The organism is Kribbella shirazensis, assembly GCF_011761605.1.
Lineage (GTDB): Bacteria > Actinomycetota > Actinomycetes > Propionibacteriales > Kribbellaceae > Kribbella > Kribbella shirazensis.
The window spans coordinates 7,753,262-7,770,557 of sequence record NZ_JAASRO010000001.1; the positions used below are offsets into that span (position 1 = coordinate 7,753,262).

The 17,296-nt window shown below is 69.9% G+C and carries 19 protein-coding genes; 12 read left to right on the forward strand and 7 right to left on the reverse strand.

Features of this window, described 5'->3' with window-relative positions; all coding sequences use genetic code 11:
• Nucleotides 1-53: 53 nt before the first annotated feature.
• Nucleotides 54-275: an antitoxin gene (locus BJY22_RS36905; RefSeq protein WP_167216354.1), complete on the forward strand. Its 222-nt coding sequence runs from the start codon at nucleotides 54-56 to the stop codon at nucleotides 273-275.
• A gap of 112 nt (nucleotides 276-387) precedes the next feature.
• Here BJY22_RS36905 and BJY22_RS36910 read toward each other — a convergent pair whose 3' ends face one another.
• Nucleotides 388-2,724, reverse strand: a complete 2,337-nt coding sequence (locus tag BJY22_RS36910; RefSeq protein WP_167216356.1) for a glycoside hydrolase family 95 protein — start codon at nucleotides 2,722-2,724, stop codon at nucleotides 388-390.
• 73 nt (nucleotides 2,725-2,797) lie between these two features.
• On the reverse strand, nucleotides 2,798-4,690 hold the full coding sequence (locus tag BJY22_RS36915; RefSeq protein WP_167216358.1) for an ABC transporter ATP-binding protein: 1,893 nt from the start codon (nucleotides 4,688-4,690) through the stop codon (nucleotides 2,798-2,800).
• Between the two features lie 115 nt (nucleotides 4,691-4,805).
• Here BJY22_RS36915 and BJY22_RS36920 point away from each other — a divergent pair, with 115 nt between their 5' ends.
• The gene (locus tag BJY22_RS36920) at nucleotides 4,806-5,237 is read left to right on the forward strand and encodes a MarR family winged helix-turn-helix transcriptional regulator (protein WP_167216360.1); all 432 of its coding nucleotides are present in this window, start codon (nucleotides 4,806-4,808) and stop codon (nucleotides 5,235-5,237) included.
• On the forward strand, nucleotides 5,234-5,761 hold the full coding sequence (locus BJY22_RS36925) for a hypothetical protein (protein WP_167216362.1): 528 nt from the start codon (nucleotides 5,234-5,236) through the stop codon (nucleotides 5,759-5,761). Before BJY22_RS36920 ends, BJY22_RS36925 begins: the two co-directional genes overlap by 4 nt.
• Nucleotides 5,762-5,846: 85 nt before the next feature.
• On the opposite strand, the gene BJY22_RS36930 is transcribed toward BJY22_RS36925, so the two are convergent.
• On the reverse strand, nucleotides 5,847-6,827 hold the full coding sequence (locus BJY22_RS36930) for an alpha/beta hydrolase (RefSeq protein WP_337759757.1): 981 nt from the start codon (nucleotides 6,825-6,827) through the stop codon (nucleotides 5,847-5,849).
• 101 nt (nucleotides 6,828-6,928) lie between these two features.
• Here BJY22_RS36930 and BJY22_RS36935 point away from each other — a divergent pair, with 101 nt between their 5' ends.
• The gene (locus BJY22_RS36935; protein WP_167216366.1) at nucleotides 6,929-7,627 is read left to right on the forward strand and encodes a TetR/AcrR family transcriptional regulator; all 699 of its coding nucleotides are present in this window, start codon (nucleotides 6,929-6,931) and stop codon (nucleotides 7,625-7,627) included.
• Between the two features lie 6 nt (nucleotides 7,628-7,633).
• Here BJY22_RS36935 and BJY22_RS36940 read toward each other — a convergent pair whose 3' ends face one another.
• Nucleotides 7,634-8,344 carry a hypothetical protein gene (locus tag BJY22_RS36940; RefSeq protein WP_167216368.1) on the reverse strand — a complete coding sequence of 237 codons (711 nt, stop codon included), beginning with the start codon at nucleotides 8,342-8,344 and terminating at the stop codon, nucleotides 7,634-7,636.
• A gap of 176 nt (nucleotides 8,345-8,520) precedes the next feature.
• On the opposite strand from BJY22_RS36940, the gene BJY22_RS36945 reads away from it, so the two are divergent.
• From BJY22_RS36945 to BJY22_RS36960, 4 genes are read left to right on the forward strand one after another with little or no spacing between them, the layout of a single operon-like run.
• On the forward strand, nucleotides 8,521-9,483 hold the full coding sequence (locus BJY22_RS36945; RefSeq protein ID WP_167216370.1) for a Gfo/Idh/MocA family protein: 963 nt from the start codon (nucleotides 8,521-8,523) through the stop codon (nucleotides 9,481-9,483).
• A 35-nt stretch (nucleotides 9,484-9,518) separates the two neighbouring features.
• Entirely contained in the window at nucleotides 9,519-10,529 is a 1,011-nt protein-coding gene (locus BJY22_RS36950; protein ID WP_167216372.1) for a Gfo/Idh/MocA family protein, read from the forward strand.
• Between the two features lie 2 nt (nucleotides 10,530-10,531).
• Nucleotides 10,532-11,356, forward strand: a complete 825-nt coding sequence (locus BJY22_RS36955; protein ID WP_167216374.1) for a Gfo/Idh/MocA family protein — start codon at nucleotides 10,532-10,534, stop codon at nucleotides 11,354-11,356.
• Nucleotides 11,357-11,396: 40 nt separating this feature from the next.
• Nucleotides 11,397-12,107 (forward strand): 2OG-Fe(II) oxygenase, encoded by a 711-nt coding sequence (locus BJY22_RS36960; protein ID WP_167216376.1) that lies wholly within the window; start codon nucleotides 11,397-11,399, stop codon nucleotides 12,105-12,107.
• Here the strand turns inward: BJY22_RS36960 and BJY22_RS36965 are convergent, their stop codons facing one another.
• A complete protein-coding gene (locus BJY22_RS36965) occupies nucleotides 12,108-12,746 on the reverse strand; it encodes an SGNH/GDSL hydrolase family protein (protein ID WP_167216378.1) in 639 nt (212 codons plus the stop codon).
• Between the two features lie 78 nt (nucleotides 12,747-12,824).
• Here BJY22_RS36965 and mscL point away from each other — a divergent pair, with 78 nt between their 5' ends.
• The 4 genes from mscL to BJY22_RS36985 are packed head-to-tail and all read left to right on the forward strand — an operon-like array spanning nucleotide 12,825 to nucleotide 15,612.
• Entirely contained in the window at nucleotides 12,825-13,286 is a 462-nt protein-coding gene (gene mscL / locus BJY22_RS36970; protein WP_167216380.1) for a large conductance mechanosensitive channel protein MscL, read from the forward strand.
• 32 nt (nucleotides 13,287-13,318) lie between these two features.
• Entirely contained in the window at nucleotides 13,319-13,759 is a 441-nt protein-coding gene (locus BJY22_RS36975; protein ID WP_167216382.1) for a GNAT family N-acetyltransferase, read from the forward strand.
• Between the two features lie 3 nt (nucleotides 13,760-13,762).
• On the forward strand, nucleotides 13,763-14,632 hold the full coding sequence (locus BJY22_RS36980) for an LLM class flavin-dependent oxidoreductase (RefSeq protein ID WP_167216384.1): 870 nt from the start codon (nucleotides 13,763-13,765) through the stop codon (nucleotides 14,630-14,632).
• Nucleotides 14,633-14,655: 23 nt separating this feature from the next.
• Nucleotides 14,656-15,612 (forward strand): formylglycine-generating enzyme family protein, encoded by a 957-nt coding sequence (locus tag BJY22_RS36985; protein WP_167216386.1) that lies wholly within the window; start codon nucleotides 14,656-14,658, stop codon nucleotides 15,610-15,612.
• Here BJY22_RS36985 and BJY22_RS36990 read toward each other — a convergent pair.
• Together BJY22_RS36990 and BJY22_RS42165 are read right to left on the reverse strand one after the other, a co-directional pair.
• Nucleotides 15,596-16,819, reverse strand: a complete 1,224-nt coding sequence (locus tag BJY22_RS36990) for an MFS transporter (RefSeq protein ID WP_337759758.1) — start codon at nucleotides 16,817-16,819, stop codon at nucleotides 15,596-15,598. The genes BJY22_RS36985 and BJY22_RS36990 overlap by 17 nt on opposite strands.
• Nucleotides 16,816-17,292 (reverse strand): MarR family winged helix-turn-helix transcriptional regulator, encoded by a 477-nt coding sequence (locus tag BJY22_RS42165; protein WP_238350563.1) that lies wholly within the window; start codon nucleotides 17,290-17,292, stop codon nucleotides 16,816-16,818. The genes BJY22_RS36990 and BJY22_RS42165 overlap by 4 nt, the downstream gene beginning before the upstream one ends.
• Nucleotides 17,293-17,296 lie beyond the last annotated feature (4 nt).

A 17,296-nucleotide genomic window follows, 5' to 3' on the forward strand; every position in this document is an offset into this window, starting at 1 on the left:
GGTACTACGGGCTAGGTAGTGGAAGGCAACCATCGACAGAACGGGGAAAGACGATGGGCATGTTCGACAACATGAAGGACAAGGCCGGCGATCTGGTCAACGAGCACGGCGACAAGGTCGACGAGGGGCTGGACAAGGCGTCGGAGTTCGCCGACGAGAAGACCGGCGGGAAGTACGGCGACAAGATCGACCAGGGCAGGGACATGGCCGGGGACCAACTGGACAACCTGGACGGCCAGAACGACGACCTCCGGGACGACCAGCAGCAGCCCTGACCGACCCCGCGCATTTGGTGGGTCAGCCCGCGAAGTACGGGGTTCTGCACCGTGAATACGGGTGTCGAACCCCCGATTCGACTGGCTGACCCACCAAAGCGTCGTGCCGCGCTCAGCCGGCGATTGTCCAGGTGTACGGCGACCCGGCGACCAGAGACACCTCCTCGCGCCGATCTCCGTGCCGTAGTACGACGATGGTGTCCCGGTCAGCCGTGAGTACGGCGGTGGCGGCGTCCGGGGTCCAGCTGAGATCGACCCCGATCCCGCCCCGCGCGCGGAGCCCGGTGATCGAGCCCTCCGGCCACGCGTCGGGACGGGCCGGGAAGATCTCGAGCTCGCCCGTGTGGCTCTGCAACAGCATCTCGGCGATCCCGGCCGTCGCGCCGAAGTTCCCGTCGATCTGGAAGGGCGGGTGCGCGCAGAACAGGTTCGGGTACAGGCCCGATCCGTCGCCGACGTAGTCGGTGCCCGAGTCGCCCGCGGGCGTGAGCAGTTCGCGGACCAAGCGGTGCGCGGCGGCACCGTCACGAAGCCTTGCCCACAAGGAGATTCGCCACGCCAGCGACCAGCCGGTGCTCTTGTCGCCGCGCAGCTCCAGCGTGCGGGCGGCGGCGGCCGCGAGTTCCGGCGTACCGTCCGGGGTGATCTGGTCGCCGGGGTGCAGGCCGATCAGGTGCGAGGTGTGGCGGTGCTGCGGCTCGGCCTCGGGGAGGTCGTCGAGCCATTCCTGGAGTTGCCCTCGGCCACCGACCTTCGGGTCGGGGATCCGTTTGCGGGCAGCAATCAGCTCGTCGATCAGCTGGTCGGTGAGGGCGAGTTCGGCCGCGGTCTGCGCGCAGCGGTCGAACAGATCGGCGATCAGCGAGAGGTCCATCGTGGCGGAGGTCGTGACCGAGGCAGGCTTGCCGTCGGCGGCGACGTACTCGTTCTCCGGCGACGTGGAGGGTGCTGTTCCGAGCGTGCCATCCGGGAGCTCGATCAGCCAGTCGAGGCAGAACTCGGCGGCGCCACGCAGTACCGGCCAGACGTCGCGGAGGTACTCGCGGTCGCCGGTGAACGCGTAGTGGTCCCAGAGGTGGCGGCACAGCCAGACGCCGGCCATCGGCCAGTTCGACCACTTCGGGTTGCCGTCGACAGGCGCGGTCCAGCACCACGCATCCGCGTTGTGGTGCGCGGTCCAGCCGCGAGCGCCGTACAGGACCTCTGCCGTACGCCGTCCCGCGTGGGCGAGCTCGCCGACGTACCTGAGCAGGGGCTCGTGGCACTCGGAGAGGGAGGTGGTTTCGGCGGGCCAGTAGTTCATCTCGGTGTTGATGTTGACCGTGTAGTTGCTGCTCCACGGCGGCTGCAGGTGCTCGTTCCAGATCCCCTGCAGGTTCGTCGGCAGACCGCCGGGACGGGAGCTGGAGAGCATCAGGTAGCGCCCGAAGTTGTAGATCAGCGCGGCAAGCGCCGGGTCGTCGCCTGCTTCCACGAGCCTGCGATCGGTGGTCAGGTCCACAGTCGACGGAAGGGTGAGGACCGAACGGCGGAAGAGTTCCTGATAGTCGCCGACGTGCTCATCCCGAAGCTGGTCGGCGCCGCGGGCGAGGGCGGCGCGGACGAGAGCGCCCGCCGTCTCCCGGCATTCCTCCCGGGTGCGGACCGGCGCGACCTGCGGTCCCTCGTAGCCGGTGGCCGTGGATAGTACGACGAACACCTCAGTCGCGTTGCTGACGGCAAGCGCTTCGCCGGTCGACGCGAGGGCTCCGTCCGTGTGCACCCGCAGTACGGCGGCCGCGTTCATCCCGCGGTCGTCGCCGTCGGAGTACTGGATCGGCTCGGCTGCGTTCCCGTGGGGCGGGGCGACGGACGACGGGCAGGTCGCTAGCAGCGCTAGGCCGTTGTCGCCGAGGGCTTCCGTGGCGGCGCGGAGCTGGGAGGTAAAGCTGAGCGTCACACTCAGCGGTTGGGAAGCGCCCAGACGTAGGATCAATACCTGCGCCGGCGCGCTCACGTAGACCTCCTGCCACACCTCGGCACCGTCGATCTCGTACTCGGCGCGGGCGATCGCGGTGTCCAGGTCGAGCCTCCGCCGGTACTTCGTGACCTCGCCGCCGGACCCGAAGTCGAGCAGCAGGTCGCCGAGCGGGAGGTACGCCTGCGAGTGACCGCTGTGGAACCCGTGAGCGAGCTCCTCGGCCGTCCGTACGTCGCCTTCCGCCACCGCCGCCCGTACGCGTTCCACCGCGGCCGAGCCGACCTGGCCGATCGGTGTCGCCAGCCGGCGCGTCGTCTCCGGGCTGCCCGACCAGCAGGTCTCGTCGTTGAGCGCGATCCGGTCCTGCCCCGTGCCGCCGAACCACATCGCCCCGATCCGGCCGTTGCCGAGCGGGAGCGCCTCGAGCCAGTTCGCCGCGGGAGCGTCGTAGGTCAGCTCGGTGGCGGCGGCAGTGATCCGATCTCTCATGCGGTGATCCTCTCCCGGCCACCGACCGGCCCGCGACCGGGGGTCCGGCAGTTGGGCAGGACGCCCGCCGGGCTCAGGCGGCTTTCGCGAACTGGGTCGCGTAGAGATCGGCGTACAGGCCGCCGCGGGCGATGAGCTCGTCGTGCGTGCCGCGTTCCTGGATGCGCCCCTCGTCGAGGACCAGGATGACGTCGGCGTTGCGAATCGTCGAGAGGCGGTGCGCGATCACGAGCGACGTCCGGCCGGCCAGGGCGTTCGCGAGCGCGGCCTGGACGGCGGCCTCGGACTCGGAGTCGAGGTGTGCGGTCGCCTCGTCGAGGATCACGATCGACGGCGACTTGAGCAGCAACCGGGCGATGGCGAGCCGCTGGCGTTCACCACCGGACAGGCGGTATCCGCGATCGCCGACCACGGTGTCGAGACCGTCCGGCAGGCTGTCGACGAGCGTGGCGATCTGCGCGGCCTCGAGGGCGTCGTGCAGCTCGTCGTCGGTCGCGTCCGGGCGGGCCAGGAGCAGGTTCGCGCGGATCGTGTCGTGGTACATGTGCGAGTCCTGCGTGACGACTCCGATCGCCGCGCGCAGCGAGCTCTGGGTGACGTCGCGTACGTCGTGACCGCCGACCAGCACGGCTCCGCCCGTTGCGTCGTACATCCGGGAAACGAGCGACGACAGCGTGGACTTCCCGGCGCCGGACGGCCCGACGACGGCGACCATCTGCCCGGGCTGCACCGTGAAGGTGACGTCCTTGAGAACTTCTTCCCCGGTCTCCGCCGACAGCGTCGCGACCGACTCGAGCGAGGCGAGCGACACCTCCTCGGCGGACGGATAGTGGAACGACACGTGGTCGAACGCGATCGACGGTTCGGCGGTGGCCGGGAGCTCCTTCGCGTCCTTGCGGTCGGCAACCATCGGCGCGAGGTCGAGGACCTCGAGCACACGCTCGAAGCTGACCAGCGTCGTCATGATGTCGACCTGGATGTTGGACAGTGCCGTCAGCGGTCCGTAGAGCCGGTTCAGGTACGCCGTCAGCGCGACGACCGTGCCGATGCCGAGCATGCCCTCGACGGCGAAGACCCCGCCGACGCCGTACACGAGCGCGACCGCGAGCGCGGCGACGAGGGTCAGCGAGACGCGGAAGATGCCGGCGTACATCGAGGTGGTGACGCCGATGTCGCGGACCCGGGCGGCCTTGCCGGCGAAATCGCGGGACGAGTCCTGGGTGCGGCCGAAGACCTTGGCGAGCATCGCACCGGCGACGTTGAAGCGCTCGGTCATGGTCTGCGCCATCGTTGCGTTCAGCCGGTAGGTCTCCGCCGTTGCCTCGCGCAACCTGCCGGCGAGCAGCCGGGCCGGGATCACGAACAGCGGGAGGACGACGAGGGCGAGCAGGGTGATCTGCCACGACATCACGAACATCGCGGCGAGCACGAGCGTGACGCTGAGGAGATTGCTGACCACGTTCGACAGCGTGGAGGTGAACGCCTGCTGCGCGCCGAGCACGTCGCCGTTCAGCCGCTGGATGAGCGCGCCGGTCTGCGTGCGGCTGAAGAACGCGACGGGCAACTGCTGGACATGGTCGAAGACGGCGGTGCGCAGGTCGTAGACGAGACCTTCGCCGATCCGCGCCGAGAACCAGCGCTGGGCGAGGATGATCGCACCGCTCGCGAGCGCGAGGCCGGCGACGACGAGGGCCAGCCACACGACCACGTCGGCGTGGCCGGGCACGATGCCCTGGTCGATGATCGCGCGGAACAACAGCGGGGTGGCGGCGCCGGCGGCGGCCTCGAACACGACGAGCACCAGGAAGACGGCCAGGTAGCCGCGGTACGGGCGGGCGAAGCCGAGGATCCGGCGCAGGGTGCCCGCGGAGAGCTTGTGGTGACGGACGGAGGAGTCTTTCAGCAGCGAGCGCATCGCGCGTCCGCCGCCGCCTCCCCCGCCCGGGAATCCGGAGATCTGTGACATGCAGATCCTTTCCGTCGGAGGACAAGGTATACTGAGGTTAACTCACTATGAGCCAACCTCACAAGATCCCGGTTCGTTCCCTACCGACCGGCGGACGACCACTAGGCTCTCCCCCATGCATGCTCCCGATGACCCCGCCGAGCAGATCGCGGCGCTGCTGGACGGGATCGTCCGGCAGCAGCGGCGGGCGTCGCGGGAAGGCTTCGGGGAGAGCGTCACGCACGGGCAGTTCCGGGTACTGCGGACGCTCGACAAGGCGGACGAGCCGCTGCGACTGAGCGAGCTCGCGGCCCGGCTCGGGATCGTGCCGCGCTCGGCGACGTCGGTCGTGGACGACCTGGAGGCGGCCGGGCTGGTCGCGCGTCAGCCGGATCCGCACGACCGGCGGGCGACGCTGGTGGACCTGACCCCGGACGGGCGGCAGATCCTGACCACCCTGCGACAGAACCGCCGCGACATCATGGTCAGCCAGCTGGCTCGGCTGAGCGCGGCAGAACAGAAAACGCTCATCCACTTACTGCAACGGCTCGCGGAGGATCGGGAATGACCAACAGGCAGCCTCCGGTCCGGCAGTCCCGGCCGGTGCTGACGTTCGTGGGCGTGGGCTTCGTCGTGGTCGGGCTGATCATCAGCGCGTTCTTCCTGCAGGACCTGCTGCGTGCGATCCCGTCCTCACCGGCGCGGGTCGACGGCCGGTCGATCGCCCTCGACGGCGTCGGTCTGACGATCTTCTCGACATCCAAGGACGCCGCGGGGAGCTGTACGGCGACGGATGCGCAAGGCGGGCCGATCGCGCTGCAGAAGCCGACGCGGCACGAGCAGTGGGACGCCGGCGACGCGCTGTACTACGTCGTCGCACACTCGGTCGAGAAGGTGCCCGCGCAGACCGTCGAGGTCCGGTGCACCGACCCGGACACGTCGTACTTCGTGGGGAAACGGCACACAGCGGACGTGTTCCTGAAGCCGGCGCTTTCCGCGCTGGGAGCGTTCTTCGTGCCGGCGGTCATCGGTGCGGCACTGATCACCGTCGACCAACTCCGCCGCCGGAGGGCCCGCCGTTTCGTGGGTTGACGTCCGAGCTGCAGGGTTTGCGACCGGGATCCCGAACGCAAACCCTGCAGCTCATGGGCTTACCCACGACAGGCGCAGCGCTGGGTCAGGCCTTCTTGAGGTGGGCGATCATGCCGTCGAGGTCCTCGACCAACCGGTTGGGGCGGACCAGGTGGCCGCCCGGCTCCTCGTGGGCGGTGAAGGGGATGTTGGCCTTGTCCAGGGCCGCGCGGAACTCGCGGTGGCCGGCCAGGACCTGGGTCTCGTTGGCGTAGTCGAACGGGTCGGGGCTCGGGCTGGTACCGGCAACCAGGAAGATCCGCTTGCCGCGGTACCGCTCGAGGTTCTCCATGGGGTTGTCGGCGGTCACCCGCTTCTCGTCCCACAGCGGCGCGCCGTAGATCGTGCCGCCGGCCAGCTCCACGGCTGCCGAGGACACGTTCGCCCAATGGACGACCAGACCCGCGTCGCGGCGGACGCTGGCGGGGCCCGAGTGCGAGCTGACGGAGGCGAAGTGGCCGTAGTACTTCGCCGTGTACTTGAGCGCGCCGAAGCCGCCCATCGAGAAGCCGGCCACGGCGCGGCCGGCGAACTCGCCGTACGTCCGGAAGTTGGCGTCGACCCACGGGATCAGCTGGTTGATGTGGAAGCTCTCCCAGTTGCGGGGGCCGGCGTTGCTGTTGACCGGGTTCGAGTACCAGCCGGCCTTGCCGCCGTCCGGCATCACCACGATGATCGGCTTGCCCGCCGTCAGGTCGCGGATGCGGAGGTGGTCGAACGCCATGAAGTCCTGGTTGCCGCCGTGCAGCAGGTACACGACGGGGTACGTGCGTCCGCTGCTGTGGTAGTCGCTCGGCAACAGGACGTTGACGGCCGGGGCCCAACCGATCTGGTCGGTCCGGAACCGGTAGTACCACATCCGCGGATCGTCTTCGTTCCGCTCGGTGATGTGCAGGCCGAATCCGTCGCCGGCCGCGTTGGCGGCGGCGGAAGTGGCCAGAATGGTGCCGGCGCCGAGGCCGGCGGCGACGGTCAGCCCGCCGGCGGCCTTCAGCATCGTGCGCCGGGTGGGGCGTGGTGCGCTCACCATGATCTCCTGAGGAGTAAGGGACAGAAGTATCACCGTCGGTGACGGTGACGATCTAAGTTAGTAGCATAACTTTGGGGTCAGACCCGCAGAGGAGCGTTGTGACAGCGAATCCGCCTCGCCGGAAGACCGGCGGCCGCCAGGCGCAGATCAGCATCGCGGACATCGAGCGGGAGGGCCTGCGGCTCGGTCTCCCGAACCTGACCGTGAACGGCGTCGCGACCGCGCTCGGCGTCAGCCCGACCGCGCTGTACCGGCACGTCGACGGCAAGGTCGGGCTCGAGGCGCTGATCGGTGAGGCGATCCTGCGCGACCTGCACATCGTCGACGACCCCGACGACGGCGTCGAGGCGCACCTGCTGTCGTTCGCGCGGCAGCTGCACGCCTTCGTCATCGATCACCCGGGACTCGCGGCGTACCTGCAGGGGCTGTTCCCGCGGGGCGAATCCGGGGTCCGGTTGCAGCGGGAGGCGATCGAGGCGCTCGGGCGGCGCGGTTACAGCCCGGCCGGCGCCGCGCTGATGTCCGGGACGGTCGCGTCGCTCGCGATCAACCTGACGGCGGCCGAGGAACGGCACCGCCCGTACGTCGACGGTCCGCTGCGGCGTGAACTGGACAAGGTGTACGCGTTGCTCGCCACGGACGAGCTGCTGCGTGCCGCGCACCTGGAACTCCCGCAGATCACGTCCGAGCCGTACTTCCGGATGGTGATGACCGGTTGCATCCGCGGCCTCGTCGCGGCCGCTCCGCCGAACCGCCCGGTACTCGACATTCTCACCGACCTCGGCCTGGAGGAGTAGCCCGCGTCAGTGATCGGCGCGGTCGGTGAAGAAGCGGGCCGGGTTCCCGGCGGCTCGGGGGTTCGACGCGATCCAGGTGGCGAAGGACTCCGGATGACGGCGTTCGAGTTCGTCCAGGTAGGCACGGCGTACGTCGGCCATCGCCTGCCGGCGGTCGGCGGACGTCGTCCGCTCGAGCTGGGTGAAGCTCCGTCGCCAGGCGAGGCACAGCTCTTCGTCGGTCAGCTCGCCGACGCTGCGGATCACGGCGGGGAGGTACTTCGGCATCGGCCATTCCTCGTCCTGGTGTTTCTGGACCACGTGCTTCGATGCCTTGGGCAACCTGAGCGACGGCCGGTGCCGGGGCTGCGCCGGCCGCTCCGCGGGTCCCGAACGCAGCCAGCCGAGGACCGGCGGGGAGACTCCGACGATCAGCAGGAGCAGCGTCACCGTCCGGGCCCCGATCGCGGCGGCGTACCCGCAGACCGACAGCACGCACAGTCCGCCGATCACGCCGCCACGGGGCACCATCCGGAGCAGGTCGGCGTTCGGCAGGTCACGACCCAGGCCGACGCTGAGACAGATCGCCCCGATGGTGAACGCGGCGACCAGGAACGCCGCGAGATTCGTCGCCGGTGACACGAACACCAGCGACGCAAGCACCCCGATCGTGGCCAGCAGTCCCACGGCTGCCCGCCAGATCCGCACGTACCGCAGCCCGACGCCCACCATGCTCACCCAGTGCCCATCGCCCGGTCTACCAACCGGTCAGATCTCCAGTGTGACTCGCATCTGCCCCGCGATGAAGACCACAGCAGCCGCCTTCCCACCAGTTCGCCGTGGTGACCCGATCGGCGGAACAGGTCGCGCTCGATGCGTTGACGTGCAACCGGTTGCATGCTGGAATCACGGGCATGACGCGTCTCGCCATCGCCGGTGCCGCCCATCCGCATGTGGCCTACGTGACCGCGGAGGTCGATCGGGGTGACGGGTACGAACTGGTCGCGGTGGCGGACCCGGACCGCGCGACCGCCGAGAAGTGGGCCGCGCCGTACGGCGCCCAGGTGTTCACCGATCACCAGGAGATGCTGCGCGCGGCCGCGCCCGACGTGGTGATGGTCGCCGGGATCTACGGCGACCGCGGTCAGGTGGTCGTCGACGCGCTCGACGCCGGCAGTCACGTGATCGCCGACAAGCCGCTGTGCACGACCCTCGAGGACCTCGACGCGATCACCGAGGCCGCGGACCGCACCGGACGCCACGTGACCGTGCTCCTGGAGAAGCGCTACTACCCCGTCACCCTCGCGGCCCGGGAGATCTCCGGCCGGCTCGGCACGATCCACGGCGTGACGTCGTCCGGACCGCACAAACTCAACCGCCCGACCCGGCCGGCCTGGTTCTTCGAGCGGCCCCGGTACGGCGGCCTGCTGAACGACCTCGCCGTCCACGACATCGACGCGGGCCTGCTCTTCACCGGCCTGACCAGCGGGACCGTCAGCGGCGTTGTCGTGGACGGCCTGTACGGCGTCGCGACGCTGAGCGGCCCCGGCGCGCTGATCACCGCCGGAGTCGACTGGCTGACGCCGGCCGGCTCACCGGTGCACGGCGACTACCGGATGAAGCTCGTCGGCACCGCCGGCACGGCCGAGCTGCTCTGGGCCCGCAACCGCCTCGTCCTCACCACGACCGACTCGGCGCCGCACGACGTACCGCTGCCGGCCGGGTACCGCCCCGCCGAGCTCCCACTCCAGGCGCTTGCCGCGGGCAACGAGCCGGACATCACCACCGCCCGCGGCCTGCTGGCCACCCGGCTCGCGCTGCTCGCGCAGCAGTCCGCCGATCAGGGCGGCGTACCGATCGCCTGGACCACCGCCTGATTCACCGCCTGAACCACTGACCGAAGAGAGGTTCTATGCGTTTCGCACTGATCGGCGCCGGCGTGATCGGCACCGTGCACGCCCGCCTCGTCGAAGCCCTCGGCGACGACGGCGTCCTGGCCGCAGTGGTCGACCGGGACGTCGACCGGGCCGGCAAGATCGTCGCGCAGTACGGCGGCCGCGCCTACGCGACACCGGCCGAGGCGTACGCCGCGGAGGAGCTCGACGCGGTCTCGATCTGCCTGCCGAGCGCGCTGCACGCCGACACCGCCGTGGAAGCGCTCGAGGCGGGCAAGCACGTGATCATCGAGAAGCCGGTGGACATCACGCTCGCCGCGGCGGACCGGGTGATCAGGGCGCAGCAGGAGACCGGCGGCACCGTGTCGGTGATCAGCCAGCGTCGTTTCCAGCCACCGGTCACGCAGATCCGGACGGCGATCGACACCGGCGCCCTCGGCCGTGTGACGTCCGGGATCGCCGAGTCGGCGTTCTTCCGGCCGCAGTCGTACTACGACGGCGACGGCTGGCGCGGCACGCTCGCGATCGACGGCGGCGGCGCCCTGATGAACCAGGGCATCCACGCGCTCGACCTGCTGGTGTGGATGCTCGGCCGCCCGGTGCAGGTCACCGCGCAGACAGGCAGGCTCGCCCACGAAGGCATCGAGGTCGAGGACCTCGCGAGCGCCTCGATCCTGTTCGAGAGCGGCGCGATCGGGCTGACGCTCGCCAGTACGGCGGCCTTCCCGGGGCGCCCGGTCCGGCTGACGATCCACGGCGATCAAGGCACCGCGGTGCTCGACGACGACGAGCTGGCGTACTTCGCCGCGGCGAACGCCGAGCAACCGGAGGCGCCGGTGCTGGACGGGCCGGACGGCTGGGCGCCGACCGAGCTCGCGCACCTCGCGCAGTACCGCGACTTCGTCGCCGCCGTCCGCGAAGGCCGTCCGCCGGGGGTGACGCTCGAGGACGGGCGGCGGTCGCTGGCCACGGTGCTTGCCGTGTACGAGTCCGCCCGCTCCGGGCGCCCGGTCGAGTTGGAGGACTGACCATGTCGCTGCGCGTCGCTCTGGTCGGCACCGAGAACAGCCATGCCGACCACATCGTGGAGCACCTGAACGCCGACCCGGTGGACGGCACCGCGCGGATCGTCGCGCTCGTCGGCGCCGACGACGAACGCAATCGCAAGCTCGCCGCGATGGGCGGGATCACGCAAGTGGTCCCGACGTCCGCCGAGCTGCTCGGCAGCGTCGACGCGCTGATCGTCACCAACCGGGACGGCGCGCTGCATCGCGAGCACGCCGTACCGTTCCTCGAGGCCGGTGTTCCGGTGTGGGTCGACAAGCCACTGGCCGCGAGTACGGCGGATGCGCGAGCGATCCTCGACGCGGCCCAGCGCGGCGGTACGCAGGTCACGTCGTACTCCGCGGTGCGGTGGGTGGCGGACGCGGACGCACTCGCCGCGGAAGAGGTCGGTGAGCTGCAGACGGTCACGGTCACCGGACCGGCCGATCCGGACAGCGAGTACAGCGGGATCTTCTTCTACGGGATCCACTGCGCCGACCTCGCCCAGCGGCTCGCGCCGGGCGAGCCAGGTCCGGTCGCGGTCGATCGGGTCGGGTCGACGGTCGTCGTTCGGTACACCTGTGGCGGCGTGCTGGTGACGTTGCAGTTGGTGAAGCCGACCGACACCGGGCGCGTACCGTTCCACGCCGAGCTCGTCGGGCGGACCGGGGTCGTCAGCCGCGACGTACAGCTCGACTCGGAGTACGTCGTTCCGGGCCTGAAGGTCTTCCTGCAGATGCTCGAAACAGGTGATCAGCCGCTGGACGACGCCACGATGCTGGCCCCGATCACGGTGCTGGAGCAGGTGTAGCAAGCCCTCACATGCTTCATACCTGTGCCGTTCCACCGGTATGAACAAGTACGAGCGACGAGTGGCCGGTGCCGACTGGGATGCGGTGACGGGCGAGGTGAACGACCTCGGCTGCGCGTTGCTGCCGCAGTTGCTGACGCCGGCTGAGGCTGCGCGGATCGCCGGGTTGTACGACGACGTACGGCGGTTCCGGGCGACGATCGACATGGCGCGGCATCGGTTCGGCGAGGGGCAGTACAGGTACTTCGACCAGCCGTTCCCGGAGGCGGTGGACGCGCTGCGACAGGCGTTGTACCCGCGGCTGCTGCCGATCGCGCGGGACTGGTACGCGAAGCTCGGGCGGGAGGCCGAGTGGCCGGACACGCTCGACGAATGGCTGGACGTGTGCCACCGGGCGGGTCAGACGCGACCGACGCCGATTCTGCTGCGTTACGGCGCGGGCGACTGGAACGCGCTGCACCGGGATCTGTACGGCGACAAGGTGTTCCCATTGCAGGTCGTGATCAACCTGAACGACCCCGGCATCGATCACACCGGTGGCGAGTTCCTGCTGGTCGAGCAGCGGCCGCGGGCGCAGTCGCGGGGTACGTCGACGCTTATCCCACAGGGCCACGGCCTGGTCTTCACGACCCGCGACCGGCCGGTGAAGTCCGCGCGCGGCTGGTCGGCCGCACCTGTACGGCACGGTGTGTCCGCGATCCGCTCAGGACAGCGCCATACCCTCGGTCTCGTCTTCCACGACGCGAAGTGACTACTCCCCTGTTGCCAGCGCGGAGCAGATGTCCCACGCGGCCTGCTGGAGAAGGGCTGCGGTGTCCGCGGCAAGACCCTTGACCGGTACGTCGACCCCCACCGGGTCCTCGTTCAGCAACGCGATCAGGAACACGCACGCCGCGAGATAGCTGCCCGCGAGCGCCGGGTGGCTGTTGTCCGCGTCGTGCAGCGCGGGTTCGTCGTACTGGCTGAGGAACCGTTCCCAGACCATCCCGACCGGGACGAGCGTCGCACCGAGCTCCGCCGCGGCACCGCCGTACGCGTCGGTGAGCGCCTGCTGCGTCTCGGGAGCGTTCCGCCGGGCCCAGGTCAGGTAGAACGCCGTACGGGCACCGGCCGCGGTGATCGCTTCGCCGAAGTCGCGCGCGCTGTCGCGGAAGCGGTCCGGGTTCTTGATCGGCAACGTGCTCTGCTCCTGCAGTACGACGGTGTCGAATCCGCCGGTCGCGAGCGCGTCGAGTGCCTTGCCGGCGTTGAGGTGCTGCCGGAGCGACGCACCGCCGGCGGAGATCAGTTTGTGCTCGAGCTCGATGCCGCGCGCACCGGCCAGGCCCTTGAGCAGCCCGGGCAGGTTGTTCCGCGAGGTGAAGCTGTTCCCGACGAAGAGAATTCGCACGACACGGACGGTACTACTCCCCCGACCCGGCCGCTGGAGTGCACTATGTCCTCGCAAGTTCGACGCGGGGAGACGTACATGAAGAATGTGTGGCTGGAGTTCAAGGCGTTCGCGCTCGGCGGCAACATGCTCGACCTGGCGCTCGGTTTCATCATCGGCGCCGCGTTCGCCGCGGTGGTGGAGAGCCTGGCCGGGAACGTGCTGATGCAACTGGTGGCGGCGATCTTCGGGGAGCCGGACTTCAGCGGCCTGATCCTGCGCCTCAACGGTGCCGAGATCAAGTACGGTGCGTTCCTGACCGACCTGCTCGCGTTCGTGCTGCTCGGCGCCGTCCTGTTCGCGCTGGTGAAGCTGTTGAAGAAGGCCGGTCTCGGCAACTTCCGCGCCCAGGGCCAGGCCGAGTGCCCGTACTGCAAGGAGTTCGTCTCCGTCGACGCGATCAAGTGCAAGTGGTGCACGGCGGACATCGACCCGGCGCAGGTCGAGGAAGAGGACGCCGCCCTGCTCGCACAGCGGAAGCCGCGGACGGAATCGGTTTGACCGCCGCACGTGGCGGGTTGTTGGCTGGCGGGGTGAGCGAACTTCGGATCGTGCCCGTCGACGACGACGCGACGCTGCTGGACTGGCAGCGGGTGCACAACGAGATCATCCCGACGGCGCCGCTGTCGGTCGAGGAGATCCGCGAGCGCCTGACGCGAAACCTGCTCGAGGTGGCGTACGACGGTGACGCGCTGGTCGGATGCTCCACGGTCCGGCCGCCGTCGGACGAGACCTCGGCCGCGGTGGTGATCGCCCGGGTGCTGCCGGCGTACCGGCGGCGTGGATTCGGCGAGGCGATCTACCAGCACTGCCTGGCCCGCGGGCGCGAGCTGGGTGACGGCATCGAGACGCACATCCTCAGCAGCAACGAGGACGGGCTGCGGTTCGCGAAGAAACACGGGTTCGTCGAGGTCGAGACCTACCTGCTGCCGGGCGACACGATTCCGTTCGTCGAACTACGTCTGGGTGAGTGACTGATGCGCTTCTCGATCAACATTCCGAACTTCGGGGACTTCGCCGACGCCCGCACGGTCGCGCGGGTCGCGGCCGCGGCCGAGGAGGCCGGCTGGGACGGGTTGTTCCTGTGGGACCACGTGGTGCACAGCAAGGAGCAGCGACGCGGGCAGCCGTTCGGCGACCCGTGGATGCTGATGACGGCGGCCGCGCTGGCGACGTCGCGGATCAAGCTCGGTCCGCTGGTGACGCCGATCGCGCGGCGGCGGCCCGAGCAGCTCGCGCGGCAGGTCGCGACGCTGGACGGGCTGAGCGGCGGCAGGGTGATCTTCGGCGCCGGGCTCGGCGGGCCGATCGACGACGAGTTCGGCAGCTTCGGCGACGAGATCGATCCGAAGGTGCTGGCCGAGCGGCTGGACGAGGGGCTCGACCTGCTGGCGGCGTACTGGTCCGGCGAGCGGGTGAACCACTCGGGCAAGCACTACGCGGCCGCGGACGTGGAGTTGCTGCCGGCAACCGTTCAGCGGCCGCGGCCACCGGTCTGGATCGCCGGCTACTGGCCGCGGAAGGCCCCGATGCGCCGCGCCGCTCGCTGGGACGGCGCGGTCCCGCTGTTCGCGAGCGCCAACCACGGCGAGGCCCCGCCGGTCGAGGAGCTGCGGGACCTGGTCGGTTTCCTCCAGGAGCAGCGCGGCGACGTGAGTACGCCGTACGACGTGATCGTCGGCGGGATGAGCCCGGCCGACCCGGCCCGCTCCCGCGCGCTGATCGAACCACTCGCCGAGGCCGGCGCGACCTGGTGGGACGAGCGCCAACTGATCACGGGCGACGACTTCTACCGTCTCACCCCCATCCTCCACCGCATCGAACAAGGCCCGCCCGCCCTCGGGTAGGTCCGGAAACTAAGCTGTTCCGCATGAGTGACGACCATCCGTCCTGTTGTGCGCCTGCGCGGACCGGGATACCGCTGTCTCGCCCGGCGCCGGTACCCGCCGGGGGTGGGGAGCACGGGATCGAGCAGGTTGTGCTCAGTGGTGGCGTGTTCGCGATGGGTAACAGCAACGGCGACGAGAACGCCGGCGACGGTGAGACGCCGGTGCACGAGGTCGAGGTCGCGCCGTACAGCATCGACGCGACCAGCGTGACCAACGCGGACTTCGCGCGGTTCGTCGACGCGACCGGCTACCGCACCGAGGCGGAGATCTTCGGGTACTCCGCGGTGTTCCATCTCGCGCTCGCCGCCGACCCGGACGAGCTGATGGGCCCGGCGTCCGGGACGCCCTGGTGGGCCGGTGTCCGCGGCGCCGACTGGCGGCACCCGGGCGGCTCGCGCTCGGACCTCGACGGTCTCGACGACCATCCGGTCGTCCATGTGAGCTGGAACGACGCCGTCGCGTACTGCAAGTGGGCGGGGCGGCGCCTGCCCACCGAGGCGGAGTGGGAGTACGCCGCCCGCGGCGGTCGCGAGGGCGCGCGCTACCCGTGGGGCGACGAGCTGATCGGCGACGACGGGCAGTGGCGGTGCAACATCTGGCAGGGCGAGTTCCCGCGGTCCAACACCGAGGAGGACGGGTATCTGACCACCGCCCCGGTGCGTACCTTCCAGCCCAACGGCTTCGGGATGTGGCAGATGGTCGGCAACGTCTGGGAGTGGTGCGAGGACTGGTTCGGCCCGCGGTACTACAAGTTCTCCCCCGCGCAGGACCCGACCGGTCCGTCGCTCGGCGCGGCCCGGGTGATGCGCGGCGGCTCGTACCTCTGCCACGACTCGTACTGCAACCGCTACCGCAACGCCGCCCGCTCGTCGAACACGCCCGAGTCCTCGATGGGCAACGCCGGCTTCCGTACGGTGAGCCTCACGCGTCCTGCGTGACGGCCGAACGCCGCAGTCCCGGCGTACTGGCGGCGACCGCGGCCACCGCCGCGACGCACAGCAGCGCACCGGAGGCGAGTGATGCGACCGGCGAGGTGAGCTGCGCGACCACGCCGCCGCGGAGGTTGCCGAGGTCCGGGCCGGCCTGACCGACGATCTGCTCGGCGGCGCTGACCCGGCCGAGCAACTCGGTCGGCGTGTGGAGCTGGACGATCGTTCCGCGGGACACGACGGCGACCGTGTCCGCGGCACCGGCGATCGCGAGGCACCCGAACGCCAGCCACGCCGCCGGGGAGAACGCGAACAACAGCAACGCGATCCCCCACGCGGCCGAACCGCACAGCATCACCAGGCCGTGCCTCGGCAGCCGCGTGAACGTCCCGGAGAACAACGACGCCGCGACGCCGCCGACGGCGATCGCGGTCAGGAACAACCCGAGAGTCCGCGGATTGTTGCCGAACCGCTCCGCGTTGATCACCGGGAACAAGCTGATCGGCATCGACAGCACGGTCGCGGCGAGATCGGTGATCAACGCGCCGCGGATCACCGGCGTCGCCATCACGAACGTCAGCCCGTCCCACACTCCACGCAGTCCCGGCTTCGCGGTCGTCTCGATCTGCATCCGCGGCAGGCCGAGCACGCCGTACAGCGCGGCCAGGAAGCTCAGCGCGTCGATCAGGTAGCAGACGCCGACGCCCCAGGCGCCGACGATCACGCCGCCGATCGCCGGACCGAGCAGCATCGCGCCCTGGAACCCGATCCGGTTCAGCGCGAGCCCCGCGGCCAACTGGTCACGCGACAACAGCTTCGGCAACACGGTCCGCGCCACCGGGCCGGCGGTCGCGCCGAACGATGCCTGCACGGCGACCAGCGCCAGCAGGACGCCCACCGGAACCGGGCCGGTCACCAGCTGGCCCGCCATCACACTCGCGACGAGCAGCTGACCGAGGGTGGTGACCAGGTAGATCCGGCGCCGTTCGAACCGGTCGACGAGAGTGCCCGCGAACAGGCCGAGCACGATCAGCGGCAACGCCTGCGCCAGTCCGACCGCGCCGGTCCAGGCGGGGCTCGACGTCTGGTCCCAGACCTGGAACATCACCGCGACGAAGGTCAACTGACCGCCGAATCCGGACAGCACCTGCCCGATCCACAACCGCCGGTACGTCGGCACCCGCAGCGGACCCAGGTCGATGAGCGCGCGCTTCACTGCTGCTTCCCGAGCTTCTCCGCGATGCGGTCGTGGAAGCTCTTCCGGACCAGAGCCGCCTCGACGTCCCGCACGACCTGACTCATCGGGTAGGGCAGCTCGGCCTCGAGTTCGGCGATCGCCGCTTCGGTCGCCCGCCATTCCGCGGCCAGCAGGTCGACGAGCTTCTTGGACTTCGCAGTGAGCGTGACCTGCTTGCTCCGCGCATCCGCTCCCGGCACCGTCCGGACGAGTCCGGCGGTCCTCATCGCGGACACTTTCTGGCTGAGCGCCGAATGCGTCCGCCCGAGCGCATCCGCCAGCTCGGTGATCGTCATCGGCCCCCGGAAGTGCAACTGCAGCAGCTCGCGCACGTACGTCGGCTTCAGCCCGGTGATCTCACGATCGGTGTAGATCCGCCCGATCTCCGCATCCATCCGGCCCAACAGCTCATGCAACGGCCGCCACAAACTCTGCTCGGTGGGATCCTCCATTGCG